The following is a 16,607-nucleotide window of genomic DNA, read 5'->3' as shown; positions in this document are numbered from 1 at the left end:
TTTACTGCTTGACCATCGCTGCGTATTTCGAAATAAATAAAGGTGATTGACTATTATTTTGACTGTTATTTAAACCAAGCTTTAGGGTTTACTGCTTGACCATCGCTGCGTATTTCGAAATATAAACCGGATTGACTTTGGCCACCACTTTGCCCAACAAGCGCTATGGGTTCACCGGTTTCTACCCGGTCTCCTACTGACTTTAATAACGCTTGGTTATAGCCGTATAAGCTCATATAGCCGGCGCCATGATCTAACACTGTCACTAAACCATAACCTTTTAACCAATCTGAAAATAATACTGTGCCGTTGTGAATGGCTTTAACTTGTTTACCAACAGGAGCGGCTACTAAAATACCTTTCCATTTTAAATAACCTTGTTTACGAGAGCCAAAACTGTGGCTAATCTTCCCTTTAACTGGCCAAGAAAGTTTTCTTTTTAGTTTTTTGAGACCAACCAATTCAGCACTTTGCTGTGCTAACGCCGCGATTCGCTGTAAGGCCACCACTAAATTTTGTTCTTCTGCCACCAATTGAGCTAAGAGCTGCTTACTACCGAGTAACGCTTTATTTAATGCGCGAATGGTGTTTTTTCGTTCTTGCTTAGTGTGTTGAAATACGACTTTCTGTTCGATTTGTTGTTGTTGTATACGATTTAATTTTTTAGCTTGTTCTTGGTGTTGGGTAGTGACCGCGAGTAAATCACTTAAGACAATCTGAAATTGGTCAATTTCTTTGATGCGAGCATCGTTCAAATATTTATAATAGGTAACGGTACGTTCTACGCTAGCAGGGCTTTGCTGGTTAAGTAATAATTTAATATAGTCGTGATGTCCCGATGTATAGGCGGCTCTTAATTGTTGGGCTAATACTTTTTCTTGTTGTTTTTTTTTGTGGGTTAAGGTTGTTTTTTCTTGTGCGAGAGCTTTTAAGGTTTGCTGAGTATCTTGAAAATCATCTTGGGTTTTAATCATCGCCTTTACAATTTTAGCAATTGAAATGTCGTCAGATCTTAATTTATTTTCTAATGATGAACGTTTATTACTCGTTTGTTTAATCGATTTTTCTTGCGCAACTATTTGCTGCTGAACCTTAGACAATGCTTGGTTGGTTTTATTAGCCGTGTCACTATTATCAGACGACTGGGCAGTGGCGTTCACCGACATCAATACGCAGCTAAGGCTGAATACTGATGCAAATAAGAATATTTTTTTCACGGCGATTTTCATGTTAATAATAATTTTCTTAAATAAACTTCATTAAGGAGCTACCGGTCATCTGCTCGGGTTGCTCTATATCCATTAGCTGCAATATCGTTGGCGCAATATCACTTAATGCGCCATTTTCTGCAGGTTGAGCAGGTCGACCAATATAAATTAACGGCACAGGTTCACAGGTATGCGCGGTGTGTGCTTGTCCCGAATTGTTATCAACCATTTGTTCAGCATTGCCATGGTCGGCGGTAATTAAACATTCACCGCCTACTTTTTCTAAGGCGGCAACAACACGACCAACACTGCTATCAACCGCTTCACAAGCGGCTACGGCAGCATCAAACTTTCCAGTATGGCCAACCATATCACCATTTGGGTAATTACAAACAATAAAGTCGTGTTCACCGCTTTCAATGGCGGCGACTAATTTATCAGTGAGTAACGCTGAATTCATTTCTGGTTGTAAGTCATAGGTGGCAACTTGTGGTGAAGGCACTAAAATACGCTGTTCGCCGATAAACTCACTTTCTTTACCGCCACTAAAGAAGAAAGTAACGTGCGCATATTTTTCGGTTTCTGAAATGCGTAATTGCGTTTTGTTATTTTTCTCTAACCATTCGCCCAGCACGTTCTCAAGTGCCACTTTAGGAAAAGCGATATTGGCTTTTATGTCACCAGCATATTCTGTCAGCATAACAAAGTCAGCGATGGCCGGTACTTTTTTACGTGTGAAGCCGTTAAAGTCTTGTTCTGTAAAGCAGCGAGTAAATTGACGGGCTCTGTCTGCACGAAAATTCATAAAAATTAATGAGTCGCCATCATTAATTTCAATGACTTGATTGTTTTCGTCTAAAATCGCTGAAGCGGCGACAAACTCGTCATTTTCATCACGGGCATAAGCCGCGGCTAATGCGTCTGTTGCGCTTGAATATTGATATTGTGCTTCGCCACTAACCATTAAGTTATAAGCTAATTCGACACGGTCCCAACGTTGGTCTCGGTCCATGGCATAATAACGACCAATGACCGAAGCTATCTGGCCACAGCCCAGCTGCTGGAATTTTTCTTGTGCTTTAATCAATGAAGCTTCTGCGCTACGTGGCGGTGTATCACGGCCATCTAGAAAGGCGTGTAAGTAAATTTTATCAGCACCTTTTTCTTTAGCGAGCTCGAGCATTGAAAAGATATGATCTTCATGACTATGAACGCCACCTGGCGATAATAAGCCAAAAATATGTATCGCTTTATCATTGTTAACGGCTTGGTCAACCGCATTATTAAGGGCTTTGTTGTCGTAAAAGTCTTTATCTTTTATCGATTTAGTAATACGGGTAAAGTCTTGATAAACAATACGACCAGCGCCTAAATTAACGTGCCCCACTTCTGAGTTGCCCATTTGTCCGTCAGGTAAACCTACTGCCATGCCTGAAGTGCCAATTAACATATGTGGATAGCGCGCATTTAAATCGTCGAGTACCGGCGTTCTTGCATGAAAAATAGCATTAGATTCTGTAGATTCTCGGTATCCCCAACCATCTAAAATCAGTAATACGGTAGGTTTTTTATTTGGCATTTTAGTTTCCATAACGGTGAAATTAGCTAATTATTCGCCAGTATACCAAGGCAAATCAATAATTGCTTGTGTGCTATTAGACAAAACATTTCAAATGAAATGTGTACTTTTATTCGTTATCAGTCGGTTGTATCAACAAAAAAAAACTTTTCATTGATTTAATTGCTTATCACGTAAAGTTCTTTTTGGGTTTGCTTAGTAATTCTGTATACTATCGTCAACTTTTTATTCAACCAATATTTATTATTTTTATGGATCAATTAATTATTTTTGCTGGTGATCATCCAGTGTTAAGTGCTGCTTGGGCAGCTATTGTCGTCCTTATTATTGTGACGACTATTCGTATTCAAATGTCTCCTATTAAGCAGATCTCTACACAGGAACTTACTTTTTTAGTAAACCGTGAAGAAGGCGTAGTAGTTGATATACGTACTGAAAAAGAATTTAAAGCGAGTCGTATCATAGATTCAAAGAATTTAGTGAAAGAGAAAGTATCAAATAATGATTTTTCTACCCTTGAAAACTATAAAGATAAACCCATCATAGTTGTATGCACCGCAGGAATTACCGCTACCCCTGTTGCTAATCAATTGCTTAAAGCGGGCTTTACTAAAGTAAGCCTGTTGAAGGGTGGTATGAATTCTTGGGTCAATGCCGGTTTACCTCTGGTTAAAAAATAATAGTTAATAACTAATAAAGGTTTGATATGACAGTTGATATTTATACTAAAGTAACCTGTTTTTATTGTATGCGAGCAAAAGCTTTACTCGAAGAAAAACAAGTAAGTTTTAATGAAATTAAAATCGACAACAATACAGAATTACGCAATGCCATGATCAAGCGCAGTGGCGGTGTAACCGTACCACAAATCTTTATTGGTGATCATTATGTCGGGGGTTGCGATGAATTATTCGCACTTCACGCCGCAAATAAATTAGATGAACTTTTAGCAAAAGATTAAAAGTCATCATTAAATAAAATAATAAATACAATAGGAAGTACACTATGTCAGATGAGAGCACTAATAACGCGGATGCACCAGAAGCCGCGACTGAACAAACCGCACCACAATTTGCTATTCAACGTATTTATACAAAAGATATTTCTTTTGAAACGCCAAATTCTCCTGCTATTTTTCAAAAAGATTGGAAGCCTGAAATTCAATTAGATTTAGATACTAAATCAAATAAATTGGCTGAAAATACTTATGAAGTTGTTCTTTCAGTAACGGTTACTGCTACTGTTGAAGGGCAAACAGCCTTTTTAGCTGAAGTCCAACAAGCCGGTATCTTTTCTATTGGTAACTTACCTGAAGCACAACTTGCTCATACTATTGGCGCCTTCTGTCCAACAACTTTATTCCCATACGCACGTGAGTCAGTGGCAAATTTAGTGAGTCGTGGTTCATTTCCACAAATTAATTTAGCACCGGTGAACTTTGAAGCGCTATTTGCTTCATATGTTCAGCAACGTGCCGCACAAGCAAAAACTGAACAAATGCCTGCGAGCAGTGAAACTCACTAATTAACGGTTTTTGTTTTTTAAAATCGGCTAGTAGTAACAATAAAATGGAAGTGATGATATGTCGAAATTAACGGCAAAAATCACGGTTTTGGGGGCAGGGTCTTATGGCTCTGCCCTTGCTATTTGTCTCGCTAGAAATGGTCACAAAACCGTATTATGGGGACGAGATCCTCAACATATTGCGCAAATGCAAGCGTCTCACTCGAATGAGAAATATTTACCGGGTAGTGAATTTCCGCCCTCACTGACAACGACTCACGATCTTGAGAGTGCTGTTCAAGCGAGTGAAAATATTTTGGTGGTCGTACCCAGCCATGCCTTTGGCGAAATGCTCAGTCAAATTAAACCTTACTTATTGCCAAAGGCTAAAATAGCTTGGGCAACTAAAGGTTTAGATCATAAAACAGGTCGCTTACTGCAAGATGTTGCTCGTGATATTCTTGGTGATAAGATCTCATTGGCCGTGCTTTCTGGACCCACCTTTGCAAAAGAAATGGCTGCTGGCTTACCAACGGCTATTTCATTATCGTCAACCGATGATGACTTTGTCACTGAAATTTCTGATCTATTACATTGTGGCAAAACTTTTCGGGTTTATGCAAATAAAGACTTTATTGGTGTACAACTCGGTGGTGCGGTTAAAAATGTTATCGCTATAGGTGCAGGAATGGCCGACGGTATTGGCTTTGGCGCTAATGCTCGTACCGCGTTAATTACCCGTGGCTTGGTTGAAATGACACGTTTGGGTTGTGCGCTTAATGCCGAGCCAAGTACTTTTATGGGTATGGCTGGATTAGGTGACTTAGTCCTAACCTGTACTGATAATCAATCACGCAACCGTCGATTCGGCTTAGCACTTGGCAGCGGCGTTGATGTTGAAAAAGCGATGGCTGATATTGGCCAAGTCGTCGAAGGTTATCGTAATACCAAAGAAGTTTATATGTTAGCGCAACGTATGGGCGTAGAAATGCCGATAGTTGAGCAAGTCTATCAGGTACTTTATTGTGGAAAATCAGCAAGGTTAGCTGCTGCTGATTTACTTTCCCGCGACCGTACTGTCGAATAATTTTACACGTTGTTTGGTTCAGTTTATGTTCACTACCTTGAACTTAAACTGAGCCTTCAAAGCCCATTTGTCGCCAAGCTTCAAAAATAAGCACTGCGGTGGCATTCGATAAATTCATACTCCGACTGTCTTTTAGCATAGGAATACGAATTTTATCTTCATCGGGTATTTGCTGTCTTACTTCTTCTGGCAAACCATTGGTCTCTGAGCCAAAAAGTAAATAGTCCCCTTTTTTAAATGCTACATCACCGTAGTAATTGGTTGTTTTAGTGGTTACGGCTAAAACTCGCTCAGGTTGTTCACTTTCAATAAAGGCTTGATAATCTTTATGGCGCTTAATTGCGGCAAACTCATGGTAATCTAAACCTGCTCGGCGAAGCTTTTTATCGTCTAGGTCAAAGCCAAAAGGTTCAATAAGGTGTAATCTAAAGCCTGTATTCGCGCAAAGGCGGATAATATTACCGGTATTTGGTGGAATTTGTGGCTGAAACAAAACGACGTCTAACATAAAATGTACTTAAATTCGAAGATGATAAGCTATTATACCAAACGAATGACTATATTGTACAAATTAGCACTCTAATGGTGTGCTTGGAAAAGTAAAGAATATGAATGACGTTTTATCAAAAAAAAATGACTACAGTTTTTGGGTAAGAGTGGCTGCTTTCGCCGCTACAGCAACCGCATTATTGCTTTTTGTCTTGAAGTTATATGCTTGGGTTGCCACTGATGCCAGTTCAATGCTGGCTTCGGCCACCGACTCTATGTTGGATTTATTTGCTTCATTGATGAATGTGGTTATTCTTCATTATGCTTTGGCACCCGCCGATGAAAAACATAAATTTGGTCACGGTAAAGCCGAGAGTTTGGCGGGCTTAGTACAAGCCGCTTTTGTGACCGGTTCTGCCTTGTTATTGATCTTTCATGGCTTTGACCGAATTATTCACCCCAAATTGGTTGTTAAAACAGAAATAGGCATAGTGGTGACCATTATAGCTATCGTAATGACACTGTTATTAGTGGTGTTGCAACGTTTTGTGATTGCCAAAACCCGTTCTGTTGCCATTAGTGCTGATGCTTTGCATTATCAGTCAGATTTATTATTAAATCTTGGCGTATTAGCGGCGTTGATTTTAAGCAGTGGCTACTCGCTATATGCCGATGGGATATTTACTTGTCTTGTTGGGGTATTACTGCTGAGTGGCGCTTTAAAAATTATTTACTTAAGTGTGCATAACTTAATGGATCATGAGCTTAGTGAAGAAGAGCAGACTCAAATTACTGCTATTGTGCTTGCTCATGATTCTACCTTAGGTGTTCATGACCTGAGAACTCGACAATCAGGCCCGCAGCGCTTTATTCAATTTCATTTAGAGCTCGATGACCGGCTGTCTTTACTTGAAGCGCACGGTATTGGTGAAGCGATAGAAGAAGAGATTGAAGCGAAATTCTCGCCTTGTGAAGTGTTTATTCATCATGATCCCACTTCAGTGGTAGCAACTAAAACGGTTAATGAAGACCAAGACTCACAAAAAAAATAATATTAAGTTGCATGTGTATTAAACCACGCCAGTGCTTTTATTAAGGCGGGTCTGCGGTACTGGTCTTGCTCAAACATAAGCTCGTGCAGCGCATTGTCGACAGTGAAAGGCTTTCCTTCAGGGCAAGACTGTCGATGATATTGGTGTAATTGCTGACAAAAAGCATCTTGTGCTTTATTACAAACAATAGTGTCCTTACCTGACTGCATCACTAAAATAGGTGTCGTCATTTTAGCTAAATTGGCAAAAATATTTTTCTTAGCGACAAGCGCTTCCTTTAGCCAATGAGTGGTGACTCCACCCAATTGAATTTCTTTATTTTTTTGATAAAGTTCAACAAAAACTTGGTAGCGGATCGACGATTGACTAAGCTCATTTTCTGTAAAAGGTGTGTGGTTAAATGATTTTTGTCCGATAAAATAATTAGCTTCAGTACTCAAACAAGCGTCGAGTAAATCGGCCAAATAAATAATACCTTTGGCGAGCCAGTTAGCAATATTGCCATTGTTAACCGCAATCATCGGCGAGGTTAATACCGCCGACTTTGCTGACAGTGGATATAACTGCATCATGCGCACAGCAATTGCCCCGCCCATTGAGTGTGCTAACAAATGTGGTTTTTTCGCGGTTGTGTTGTTGGCGCTATTTGTACCAGTCGCTATAACAACGTCATCAATAAATCTTTTTAGATCCTCGGCGTAGTCATCGAATTTTTTTACATAGCCTCTTTGACCATCACTCAATAATCGCTCTGACAAACCTTGGCCACGATGATCGACGATAAAAACATTATAGCCTTGGCAATATAAATCGAAGGCGAGTTCTTGATACTTGAGATAACTTTCAGACCTGCCAGAAACGAGAACAAGGTCTTCTTGATGTTGAGGATGAATAAAAGTCGCATAATTGATTCTTATTTTATCGACACCACTAAAAAATGAGAAATTACCTTGTTGCCAAAACAGTTTTATTTCTGTTGATAAGCGAGCCGTGAGCTCGCCTTCTTTGCCATACTCATTACTTGTGATTTTCGCTAAAGCCATCTTGTTCAATCCTAAGGTAAGCATGATATTAGCGGTGAAAATTCACCTTATGCTCAGCAGTTTTTTATGTCGCGGTTGTGCTTATTGGCAAAGTAATGGTTACTGATAAACCAGCCGAGTCTTTGTTTTGAGCACTAATTTCTCCATTATGTGCTAATACTGCTTGCTGCGCTATGGCTAAGCCCAAGCCCGTGCCACCGCTGTCTCTATCTCGGGCTTCATCAACCCGATAAAACGGCTGAAAAAGTTTTTCAATGGTACTTTGAGGAACCCCATCACCGCTATCACTGATAATAATTTTAATGCTGTCTTGCTGATTGTGTATAAGTCGATGCATAGAGATGACGACCTCACTATGTTTTGGGCTATATTTTATTGCGTTAATAATGACATTACTAAAAGCGCTGCTTAATAAATTTTGATCTCCAGGAAGTTTGAGTGCAAAAAAGTGCTTCATGGTAATTAAGATATGCTTTTCGTCAGCAAGGTACTGACAGTCTTGACAGATATCGGCTAATAATTCGTCGAGATGAACGGTTTGTAAATTAATTTTTTGAAAGGTGTTTTCTAACCGAGAAAGAGAAAGGACATCGCTTATCATTTCATTTAAACGACTGACTTCTAGTTCACAGCGCGCGAGATGCTTTTTCTGCAGCTCAGGTTTATTGATCGCTTGCTGAGCTAGACCAACCGCAAGTTGCAAGCGAGTCATCGGTGAACGAAGTTCATGGGATACATCGGCTAGTAACCGCTGATTAGCGGTCAAGTTCAGTGACAACTTGTCAGCCATGGTATTAAAGCTGGTGGCAAGTGAGCCAAGTTCGTCTTTTCTTTTATTGGCATGTTCGATACGGGCATCAAGCATGCCGTTACCAATATCGGTTGCCGCACGTCTGATGGCTAATATTGGTTTAATTAATGTTCTCGCTAGTAACCAAGCTAATAAAGCACTGACTGCAATGGGGATGGCGAGTTTCAACCAATTGGGCAGTTGCATAATAAAGGAATTGAAATGTCGAGATTTACCTTTAACAGCTAAGTATAGCTCGACGGGTTCATTATCTAAGGTGATATTTTTAGGGCCGGTAATACGGGATTTCGGAAACTGAATACTAGTAATGGCTGAAAAGCGGTTTTTTTCAAGGTAGCTCACTAAATCTTTGACAAAATGGCTGCTAGCAGTGGTGAACTGACCACTGTCAATATTTCTTATAATAATAGCTTCATTAGGTGATTTTCCTCGATATTGCAAAAGCTCATCGGCGGAAATGTTTTTTCGTTCAATTCGATTAGCAATACGGTTCAATTTTTGTTGATCGCCATGGTGCGCAGGTAAAACAATACTGTTCTGGGCTAACTGCGCTGAGATAAATCGTGTCGCAACAATAGAGCTTAAAGCGAACAGCCAAAACCATAAAAATATCTTAAAGCCAAGCGAGGAAAACGATTGTCTAATTTTATTGAGCATTAGCCATTAATCCCTGTATTTTCTCCAGTGAGGAAAATATAACCAGCACCACGGATAGTTTTTAATTTATCGCTAGCAGAAAACGCGAGTAACTTACGGCGAATATTACTGATATGCATATCGATACTGCGATCAAAAGCGCTGAGTTTTCGTTTTAAAACTTGTTCTGATATTTGGTTTTTACTGACGATTTGACTGGCATTATTCATCAGTAAAGCCAATATTTGAAACTCGGTACCGGTTAATTCAACGAGTTGCTGATGGCAAAAAGCTTGGCGAGTGTTATGTTCAAGCCTAACCTCATTAATTTGCTGATGACTGACGGTACTTTCATTGGATTTGACGATGTTAATACGCCGTAAAATTGCTTTAATGCGTGCCAGTAACTCTCGATGCTGAAAAGGTTTTGCTAAATAATCATCGGCGCCAAGCTCTAAGCCTAATATTCTGTCGTCGTTATCACCTTTAGCCGTTAACATTAAAATGGGGGTTTTATGTTGGCCACCTAAGGCTTTTAATACTTCAAAACCGTTAAGTTTTGGCATCATAACGTCAAGTAATATCAGTGAAAATGATTCATCATAAGCACGTGCCAGGCCACTCACACCATCATGGCAAGCTTCTAATTCAAATCCTTCATACGATAGATACTCAGTTAATAACTCAGTGAGTTCTCTGTCGTCATCGATGATTAATATTTTCTGTTTGCTCATGAGTTGTTGTTATCTTTTGTTAGTGGCGGTATTTGGCTTATCTTAATATTAACTTAACTGCTATGAGAAAACTGACTTTGTTGCTGCCTTTACAAAAACTTTACACTGGCTTGCGTTTCTTTGCATTGCAAGGTTTATAGTTACCTCACTTGCAAGAATGAATCGATATTATTATTTATTTAACCCAGAGGTAAATCTTATGAAAAGTAAACTATCAGTGTTATTAGCCGGTGCAGTATTAAGCCTATCCTTAGCAAGTACCGCGGCTTTGGCGAGCAATAATGGTGTTGGCGTTGACCATGACCGCCAAGATGCCAAGAATGCCGGTCACCACCAGCAAAAATCAAAGCCTGGTATGAAAGCTAAAGTTAAAAAGATGGCGAAGCATTTAGCGCTTACTGACGAGCAGCGTGAGCAAGTAAAAGTGATAAATCAACAGGCAAAAGAAAGTCGCGTAGTATTGCAGGAGAGCATGCAAGGTTTTCATCAACAACGTAAAGCTTTAATGATGGCAGAGCATTTTAATGAACAAGCGTTTATTGATTTACAAGGTCAATACCAAGAGAGCTTTGCACAAATAGCTTTAATTAAAGCAAAGAAAAAACACAGTTTTATAATGATATTAACCGAGGCACAAAAAGAAAAAATGCAGTCGCATCAAAAGCATGAACGACGCAGAATGCATCTTGCTGAATAATCTTACTCTTTAGCAATACTGAAAGAAAATATTTTAGACATGGTGCTTTCTACCGGTTGGTCATTATAACTAGCTGGGGTGAAACGCCATTTTTCTAATGATGAACGAATAGTGTTACGGAAATAGCTTACTCTGCCTTCCCCATCATATTGAATATCACGCACATAGCCATTCTTGTCTATGGTGAAGGTAACTTCTACATCGGTTTCAATACCTTTTCGCTTAGCGTTGGAAGGATATTTTGGGTAGGTCGATGTCAATAATTGTGCGGGTGCGCGCGCTGGCATTAAGTTAATTGTCGATTTGCTTGTCGAGGAAAATACTTGTTCTATGCTCTTTGAACGGCGAGCGGTTGGCATCGCTAAGTGCGAATTTATTGACAAGGGATCATTGGTTAAATTAGCTATTTGTGCGGCATATGGATTCTTTAATAGTGAGGCACTTTTTGTTGAGTCGGTGCGCTCAAAGGCTAATTCAGCCGGTGATTTTCCCATAGTGATCGCTTGACTTAGTGCCAATTGTGCCAATGATTTTTCAACGTTTACTTGAGTATTGGACAGATCTGCTTGATTTGTTTTGCTGACCAAAGATTTAGCGAAGTTATTCACTGGTTCAGTCGTGGTCTTTTTAAGCACAACTATTTTATTGTTTATGGCTGTCGCTAGAGTCTCAACTGTATTCTTTTCTTGGTGGTTGATTCTCAAGCCAGTACTTTTAGCAACGCCTCCGCTAGCAAGGTAGCCTTGTGTGATTTCTTGCTCGACATTTACTGCGTTTTTATCGGTATTGTCCGGGAGAAAGGGGGACAGCATCTTCGCGGGTAATTTATTTTCTAAGGCGGTATTTTCATTACTTTGATGTAATAATTGCTGCGCCAAAGAAGGTAACGCGATTGTATCATCGCTATCACTGTATGTTTTGAAGCCATCATCAGTGCTGCGATATAAAGGAATGGTATCTGTACCTATATCTAAGCTAGGAATTTGAATATATTTTTTACTACCAACTGCAATAATTGAGAAAATAATGACGATAGACGCTAACCATTTCCCCGAGTGAGTCGCTGTTGAACAGTGCTGGTCGTGGTCAATTAAACGCAAAACCCGCTGCTTTAAATCACCACCAGATGCTGCCATTGCCATGGCGGGAATAGAATGATGGCGATGGCTATCACATATTGAAGCGGTATCTGCTAGTGTGTGTGCATACGCTACAGGGTTACCACAATGTTGCACCGCTATATCATCACTACAATATTCACGTTCATTGCGCATTTGCTTAGACACCCAACGGACAGCAGGATGGAAAAATAAAAAGATTTCCACCAAGGTCTGAATGAAGTTGACTAAATAGTCATGACGACGAATATGTGCCAGTTCATGCAATATCAACATATCCAGTTGTGCTGGGGTTAAACCGGTCAGCATAGTAACCGGAACAAGTACTATCGGCTTTAACCAACCTATTGCCATCGGTACATCATTTTTCAGTGAAATTAATAGTCGTGGTGAGCAGGTTAATTTTACTTGCTGAACTAACTGCTGAAATCTGGCTTCAAGTTCAGCATTTGCTGGCGAGGTACCTATTTTCGGTAATTGGTTAACGTTATATAATTCGATGAACAGTTTTACCGCTAAGGCAAAGCTTATTGTTACCCATGTTAATGACAAGTAAGGTAAAAATTCTACTGTATTGGAATACCAAACGGCGGTATTTTGGGCGTCATTGTTAATAATGTCGTCCAACAACATGCTGTTATTTAATAGAGGACCAAATTGTTGAAAGTCAGCTTGAGAGATAATATAGAAAGTGAAAAAAGGCAGTAATAAATTAGCCACCATAGCCAATGACGCCATTGCATAACGCCATTGTGGTTTTTTATAAGAAGTAAATGTTAATGCCAACTTTAGCGCAAGCGCAACGAAAATCCCTTGCCAAATAAAATGGATAAGGGTTAACGATAAATTGTATAAAAATGGACTACTCATTAAATTAATCTGACATTATCCTTCCATGTTTTAGTACGCTTTAAATTGTACTATAAACAAGTGTAGCAGCTTTTACTTTTCTAGCTCATTAAGTAACTGGCGAATATCAGCAATTTCTTCTTTACTGGTTGATTCATCTAAAGCTCGCATCACTAATTTTGACGTTGAGCCACCAAAAGCCTTTGAAGCTAAATCTTTTAATAATGAAGATTGTGTAAATATTTCACTATTTGATGGTGCATAGACATGGGCACGATTACTTTCGTCTCGAATGACCAAGGTTTTCTCATGCATAATTTGTAAAATCTTCAAAACAGTGGTGTAACCTGTTTTTTGCGTTTTACTAACAACATCATGTACCTGACGAACTGTCGCTGGACCGACTTTCCAGAGAACATTAAGCAAAGTTAACTCTGCTTCTGTAGGCTTGATATTTGTATTATCTCGAGCCATCTAAAATCCTTAATACTATGAATAATTATAAGTTATATACGAACGCAATCGTATCTTGTGTTGATAAAATGAGCAACACCTTTTGTTGTTAGTGGCTTTATTTTAAAATATAGCCATGATAACAAAGGTTTTTTAATTTAATTTATTTATGATTTTTTCAAGGTTTAACATAGTACGAGCGGGGTAGTTAGTAACAATGGCAGCAACTCTTAGCGTAATATTAAGCAAATATCGACCAGTAATTATTGTTAGCGCTTGCGCTAGCAAATGATTGACTGATTTTGTGGCTAATCGCGAAAAGTTCGGTCTGAGAAAATCATCAACAGAAAATGTTACCCAGTGTTATTAGTGGCAAAGGCATGATAAACAAAAAAATGGCTCTGATGACTGATGATAGTACTGAGCGTCAAGCCCTATAGCCTTGACTTACTGCAGGCTTGTTTAAAAGCCAATAGCGTACTTTTAGAAAATTCACTATTGGCTCCTTGATAAGCAATTAATTTTATATCGCTAGTCGGCGTTAACAATATTGGCGTAGAGTTCACCTAAACGGGTAACTGTGCCAGCATGTGCATCAACAGTAAACTCGATCATACCAGGAGCAAACGTTGACACTACCGTAGAGCCAAGTTTGAAGCGTCCCATTTCATCACCTTTTTCAAAAGTGATCGCATCAGCGCCGTCAGCAGGGTAACTTTCTCTGAAAATTCCTTTTTTTCTTGGCGAGGTAATGGTGCCAGCCCAAGTTGTTTCTATACTGGCAACTATGGTTGCGCCAACAAGTACCATCGCCAAGGGGCCAGAGTTAGTATCAAAAATAGCAACAACACGTTCATTACGAGAAAATAAGTTAGGCACGTTATTAGCGGTTAACGGATTAACAGAAAACAGATCACCGGGTACAAAAATCATTTCGCGTAATGTTGCTGCCATCGGCATATGAATGCGGTGATAATCTTTTGGTGCTAAGTAAATACAAGAAAACTTTCCGCCTTGAAAGGGCTTTGCGGTGTTATATGAACCACCTAGTAAAGTTTCCAGTGAATAATCAAAGCCTTTTGCTTGGATTAATCGTCCGTCTGTAATATCGCCTTGCTGACTAATAGCACCGTCAACAGGATAGCACAGTGTTGCTTCATCGTTATTTATCGGGCGTGCGCCATCTTCTAGTTCGCGGGTAAAGAAATCGTTGAAGGTTGTAAAGTCTTCGGCATTTTTAAGCTTTGCTTCTGACATATTAATGCCGTAATGCTTGATAAATGCTTCAATCGCTTTCGTGGTTACTCGGCCACATTGGGCCGCGGCAAATTTTCCAGCTAAACGCGAAATTAAATGTTTAGGCATAAGATATTGAAGGGTGATCTTTAATTTATTTAAAAGCACTGAATTTCCTTTATATTATTAATATTAATTTAGTCGTTAAAACGAGAGGTTAATTTATTATCGCCTAAACTGGCTAAAATTCGTTGAAAACTCGCTAAACGTTTTGGATGTATTTTCATTTCTTCACCGGCGGCAATTAATGCACAACCAGGATCATTTTGGTGTTTGCAATCTCTAAACCGGCAACCACCTAAGTAATCTTCAAATTCAATAAAACCACCATAAACTTCTGCTGGAGTTAAATGCCATAAGCCAAACTCTCGAATACCGGGTGAATCAATTAAATCGCCACCTTGTTTAAAATGGTACAAGCGGGCAACCGTTGTGGTGTGTTGACCTAACCCCGAATTTTCAGAGACTATTTTTGTCATTAAACCCAGTTCAGGCATCAAGGTGTTAGTAAGTGTTGACTTACCCACACCAGACTGGCCAACAAAGATACTGGTATGTTCACTCAGTTGTTTCTTTAGTTCTTCTATGCCGTGTTGAGATTCATTACTGACATAGATCACCTGATAACCAATCTCACGATAGATATCGAGATGTTGTTCAATTTCAGCTTTACTGGCTTCATCAAGCAAATCGGTTTTATTAAGTAAAATAACAGGGGTGATTCCCGTTTGCTCTGCGGCCACTAAATATCGGTCGATAATATCAGGGTTAAAGGCAGGCAAAACCGAAGAGACAATTAATATTTGCGTGATATTTGCCGCGATGGGTTTTACACCGTCATAAACATCAGGTCGACTTAATACCGAAGCGCGCTCATGAACAGCCTCTATGACCCCTGAAATACTGTGTTGTGTTTCTTTACCCCTGCGCCATAAAACTTTATCGCCACAGACTAAAGATTTGACACCACGGCGAATGTTACAGCGAATGCAATCACCATTTTCCGCTTCAACATCGGCATGCTGACCAAAGCGGCTGAGGATCGTGCCGTTTTCAGGCTCTCCCAACTCAGTATCTTGCCATTGCACTTGCTCAGGTTTATTACGCAGTTTTTTAGCTTGATTATCTTTAATGCGCCTTGTCTGACCTTTGGTCAGTTTTTTTAGCTTAGACATGGAGTTTTATCATGATAATTATGGAGTTTCACTCGTCTTTTAAAAGGGTAATGCGACAAAAAGTTTTAATCACAGTTCATTGTCACGTATTATACTGACTAAATCACCATTCATCTAATATACTTGTAATAGTAATATCAGTTTCACTGAGTTTGTAGTCTTACTGTGGCAAAGAAAATAAAGTAAAACAAGGCACTCAACAGCGTAATAGTAAGCTATTGTGATTAATAGCAGCGCTGCCTTGGCGTATGTTACCCACACGGTGAGTGGTATTTAATGATATTGGTATTAGTAAAACAGTTGGCATTTTTAAGGAAGCAGCATGACAGGTAACGAGACAAATTTAATTTGGTTAGATTTAGAGATGACGGGCTTAGAACCCGATACAGATGTGATTTTAGAGATTGCCAGCATAGTCACAGACAGTCAGTTAAATATTTTAGCGCAAGGACCGGTTTTTGCTATTCACCAAAGTGATGAGGTGTTAGACAATATGAGCCAGTGGTGTATTGAACACCATGGTCAATCTGGCTTAACGACACGTTGCCGTGAAAGTGTCAGCACGTTAGCTGACGCCACCGAGGCGACGCTAAAATTTGTTGAACAGTTTGTGCCAAAAGGTAAATCACCTATGTGTGGTAACAGCATAGGCCAGGACAGACGTTTTATTAATAAATACATGCCTGACTTTGAAGACTATTTCCATTACCGAAATTTAGATGTCAGTACGGTTAAAGAATTAGCGCGTCGCTGGAAACCGGAAGTTTTAGATAAAGTAGTAAAAACCGGCGCTCATTTAGCGCTTGATGATATTTTAGAGTCAATTGCTGAACTGAAAGTCTACCAAGAGCACTTCTTTAAATTATAAAGCTCAGCA

General features: G+C 39.5%; 17 protein-coding genes. 7 read left to right on the top strand and 10 right to left on the bottom strand.

All coding sequences use genetic code 11. From position 1 onward, the window contains the following. Positions 1 to 65: 65 nt before the first annotated feature. Positions 66 to 1,217 carry a murein hydrolase activator EnvC family protein gene (locus ESZ26_RS12445; RefSeq protein WP_170246373.1) on the bottom strand — a complete coding sequence of 384 codons (1,152 nt, stop codon included), beginning with the start codon at positions 1,215 to 1,217 and terminating at the stop codon, positions 66 to 68. 28 nt (positions 1,218 to 1,245) lie between these two features. Then, positions 1,246 to 2,787, bottom strand: a complete 1,542-nt coding sequence (gene gpmI, locus ESZ26_RS12440) for a 2,3-bisphosphoglycerate-independent phosphoglycerate mutase (protein ID WP_146799814.1) — start codon at positions 2,785 to 2,787, stop codon at positions 1,246 to 1,248. A 251-nt stretch (positions 2,788 to 3,038) separates the two neighbouring features. Here gpmI and ESZ26_RS12435 point away from each other — a divergent pair, with 251 nt between their 5' ends. From ESZ26_RS12435 to gpsA, 4 genes are read left to right on the top strand one after another with little or no spacing between them, the layout of a single operon-like run. Then, positions 3,039 to 3,467: a rhodanese-like domain-containing protein gene (locus tag ESZ26_RS12435; RefSeq protein ID WP_146799813.1), complete on the top strand. Its 429-nt coding sequence runs from the start codon at positions 3,039 to 3,041 to the stop codon at positions 3,465 to 3,467. 26 nt (positions 3,468 to 3,493) lie between these two features. Beyond that, positions 3,494 to 3,748 carry a glutaredoxin 3 gene (gene grxC, locus ESZ26_RS12430; protein ID WP_070375115.1) on the top strand — a complete coding sequence of 85 codons (255 nt, stop codon included), beginning with the start codon at positions 3,494 to 3,496 and terminating at the stop codon, positions 3,746 to 3,748. Positions 3,749 to 3,792: 44 nt separating this feature from the next. Further along, positions 3,793 to 4,311, top strand: coding sequence for a protein-export chaperone SecB (gene secB, locus ESZ26_RS12425; RefSeq protein WP_146799812.1), 519 nt, complete (start codon positions 3,793 to 3,795; stop codon positions 4,309 to 4,311). A gap of 58 nt (positions 4,312 to 4,369) precedes the next feature. Next, positions 4,370 to 5,377 (top strand): NAD(P)H-dependent glycerol-3-phosphate dehydrogenase, encoded by a 1,008-nt coding sequence (gpsA, locus tag ESZ26_RS12420; protein ID WP_146799811.1) that lies wholly within the window; start codon positions 4,370 to 4,372, stop codon positions 5,375 to 5,377. Positions 5,378 to 5,420: 43 nt separating this feature from the next. Here the strand turns inward: gpsA and trmL are convergent, their stop codons facing one another. Next, positions 5,421 to 5,885, bottom strand: a complete 465-nt coding sequence (gene trmL / locus ESZ26_RS12415) for a tRNA (uridine(34)/cytosine(34)/5-carboxymethylaminomethyluridine(34)-2'-O)-methyltransferase TrmL (protein ID WP_146799810.1) — start codon at positions 5,883 to 5,885, stop codon at positions 5,421 to 5,423. 100 nt (positions 5,886 to 5,985) lie between these two features. On the opposite strand from trmL, the gene ESZ26_RS12410 reads away from it, so the two are divergent. Further along, positions 5,986 to 6,918, top strand: a complete 933-nt coding sequence (locus tag ESZ26_RS12410; RefSeq protein ID WP_146799809.1) for a cation diffusion facilitator family transporter — start codon at positions 5,986 to 5,988, stop codon at positions 6,916 to 6,918. 2 nt (positions 6,919 to 6,920) lie between these two features. Here ESZ26_RS12410 and ESZ26_RS12405 read toward each other — a convergent pair whose 3' ends face one another. The 3 genes from ESZ26_RS12405 to ESZ26_RS12395 all read right to left on the bottom strand — a co-directional run bounded on the left by ESZ26_RS12405 (position 6,921) and on the right by ESZ26_RS12395 (position 10,142). Further along, complete coding sequence (locus tag ESZ26_RS12405) at positions 6,921 to 7,961, bottom strand: alpha/beta fold hydrolase (RefSeq protein WP_146799808.1); 1,041 nt, start codon at positions 7,959 to 7,961, stop codon at positions 6,921 to 6,923. 64 nt (positions 7,962 to 8,025) lie between these two features. After that, the gene (locus tag ESZ26_RS12400) at positions 8,026 to 9,429 is read right to left on the bottom strand and encodes an ATP-binding protein (RefSeq protein ID WP_146799807.1); all 1,404 of its coding nucleotides are present in this window, start codon (positions 9,427 to 9,429) and stop codon (positions 8,026 to 8,028) included. Beyond that, positions 9,429 to 10,142, bottom strand: a complete 714-nt coding sequence (locus tag ESZ26_RS12395; RefSeq protein WP_146799806.1) for a response regulator — start codon at positions 10,140 to 10,142, stop codon at positions 9,429 to 9,431. The genes ESZ26_RS12400 and ESZ26_RS12395 overlap by 1 nt, the downstream gene beginning before the upstream one ends. A 199-nt stretch (positions 10,143 to 10,341) precedes the next feature. Between ESZ26_RS12395 and ESZ26_RS12390 the strand changes: the two genes are divergently transcribed. Further along, positions 10,342 to 10,839: a Spy/CpxP family protein refolding chaperone gene (locus ESZ26_RS12390; RefSeq protein WP_170246372.1), complete on the top strand. Its 498-nt coding sequence runs from the start codon at positions 10,342 to 10,344 to the stop codon at positions 10,837 to 10,839. Between the two features lie 2 nt (positions 10,840 to 10,841). On the opposite strand, the gene ESZ26_RS12385 is transcribed toward ESZ26_RS12390, so the two are convergent. The 4 genes from ESZ26_RS12385 to rsgA form a co-directional block, all read right to left on the bottom strand. Further along, positions 10,842 to 12,827: a M56 family metallopeptidase gene (locus tag ESZ26_RS12385; RefSeq protein WP_146799804.1), complete on the bottom strand. Its 1,986-nt coding sequence runs from the start codon at positions 12,825 to 12,827 to the stop codon at positions 10,842 to 10,844. 72 nt (positions 12,828 to 12,899) lie between these two features. After that, positions 12,900 to 13,280 carry a BlaI/MecI/CopY family transcriptional regulator gene (locus ESZ26_RS12380; RefSeq protein WP_146799803.1) on the bottom strand — a complete coding sequence of 127 codons (381 nt, stop codon included), beginning with the start codon at positions 13,278 to 13,280 and terminating at the stop codon, positions 12,900 to 12,902. A 510-nt stretch (positions 13,281 to 13,790) separates the two neighbouring features. Further along, positions 13,791 to 14,663 (bottom strand): archaetidylserine decarboxylase, encoded by an 873-nt coding sequence (gene asd / locus ESZ26_RS12375; RefSeq protein WP_223271610.1) that lies wholly within the window; start codon positions 14,661 to 14,663, stop codon positions 13,791 to 13,793. A 29-nt stretch (positions 14,664 to 14,692) separates the two neighbouring features. Further along, entirely contained in the window at positions 14,693 to 15,730 is a 1,038-nt protein-coding gene (rsgA, locus tag ESZ26_RS12370) for a small ribosomal subunit biogenesis GTPase RsgA (RefSeq protein ID WP_146799802.1), read from the bottom strand. Between the two features lie 322 nt (positions 15,731 to 16,052). On the opposite strand from rsgA, the gene orn reads away from it, so the two are divergent. After that, a complete protein-coding gene (orn, locus tag ESZ26_RS12365; protein ID WP_146799801.1) occupies positions 16,053 to 16,598 on the top strand; it encodes an oligoribonuclease in 546 nt (181 codons plus the stop codon). Positions 16,599 to 16,607: the final 9 nt, after the last annotated feature.

The organism is Colwellia hornerae (genome assembly GCF_007954355.1).
Lineage (GTDB): Bacteria > Pseudomonadota > Gammaproteobacteria > Enterobacterales > Alteromonadaceae > Colwellia_A > Colwellia_A hornerae.
The sequence above is the reverse complement of the archived record's forward strand: the minus strand, read 5'-3'. Positions and strand labels throughout refer to the sequence as shown.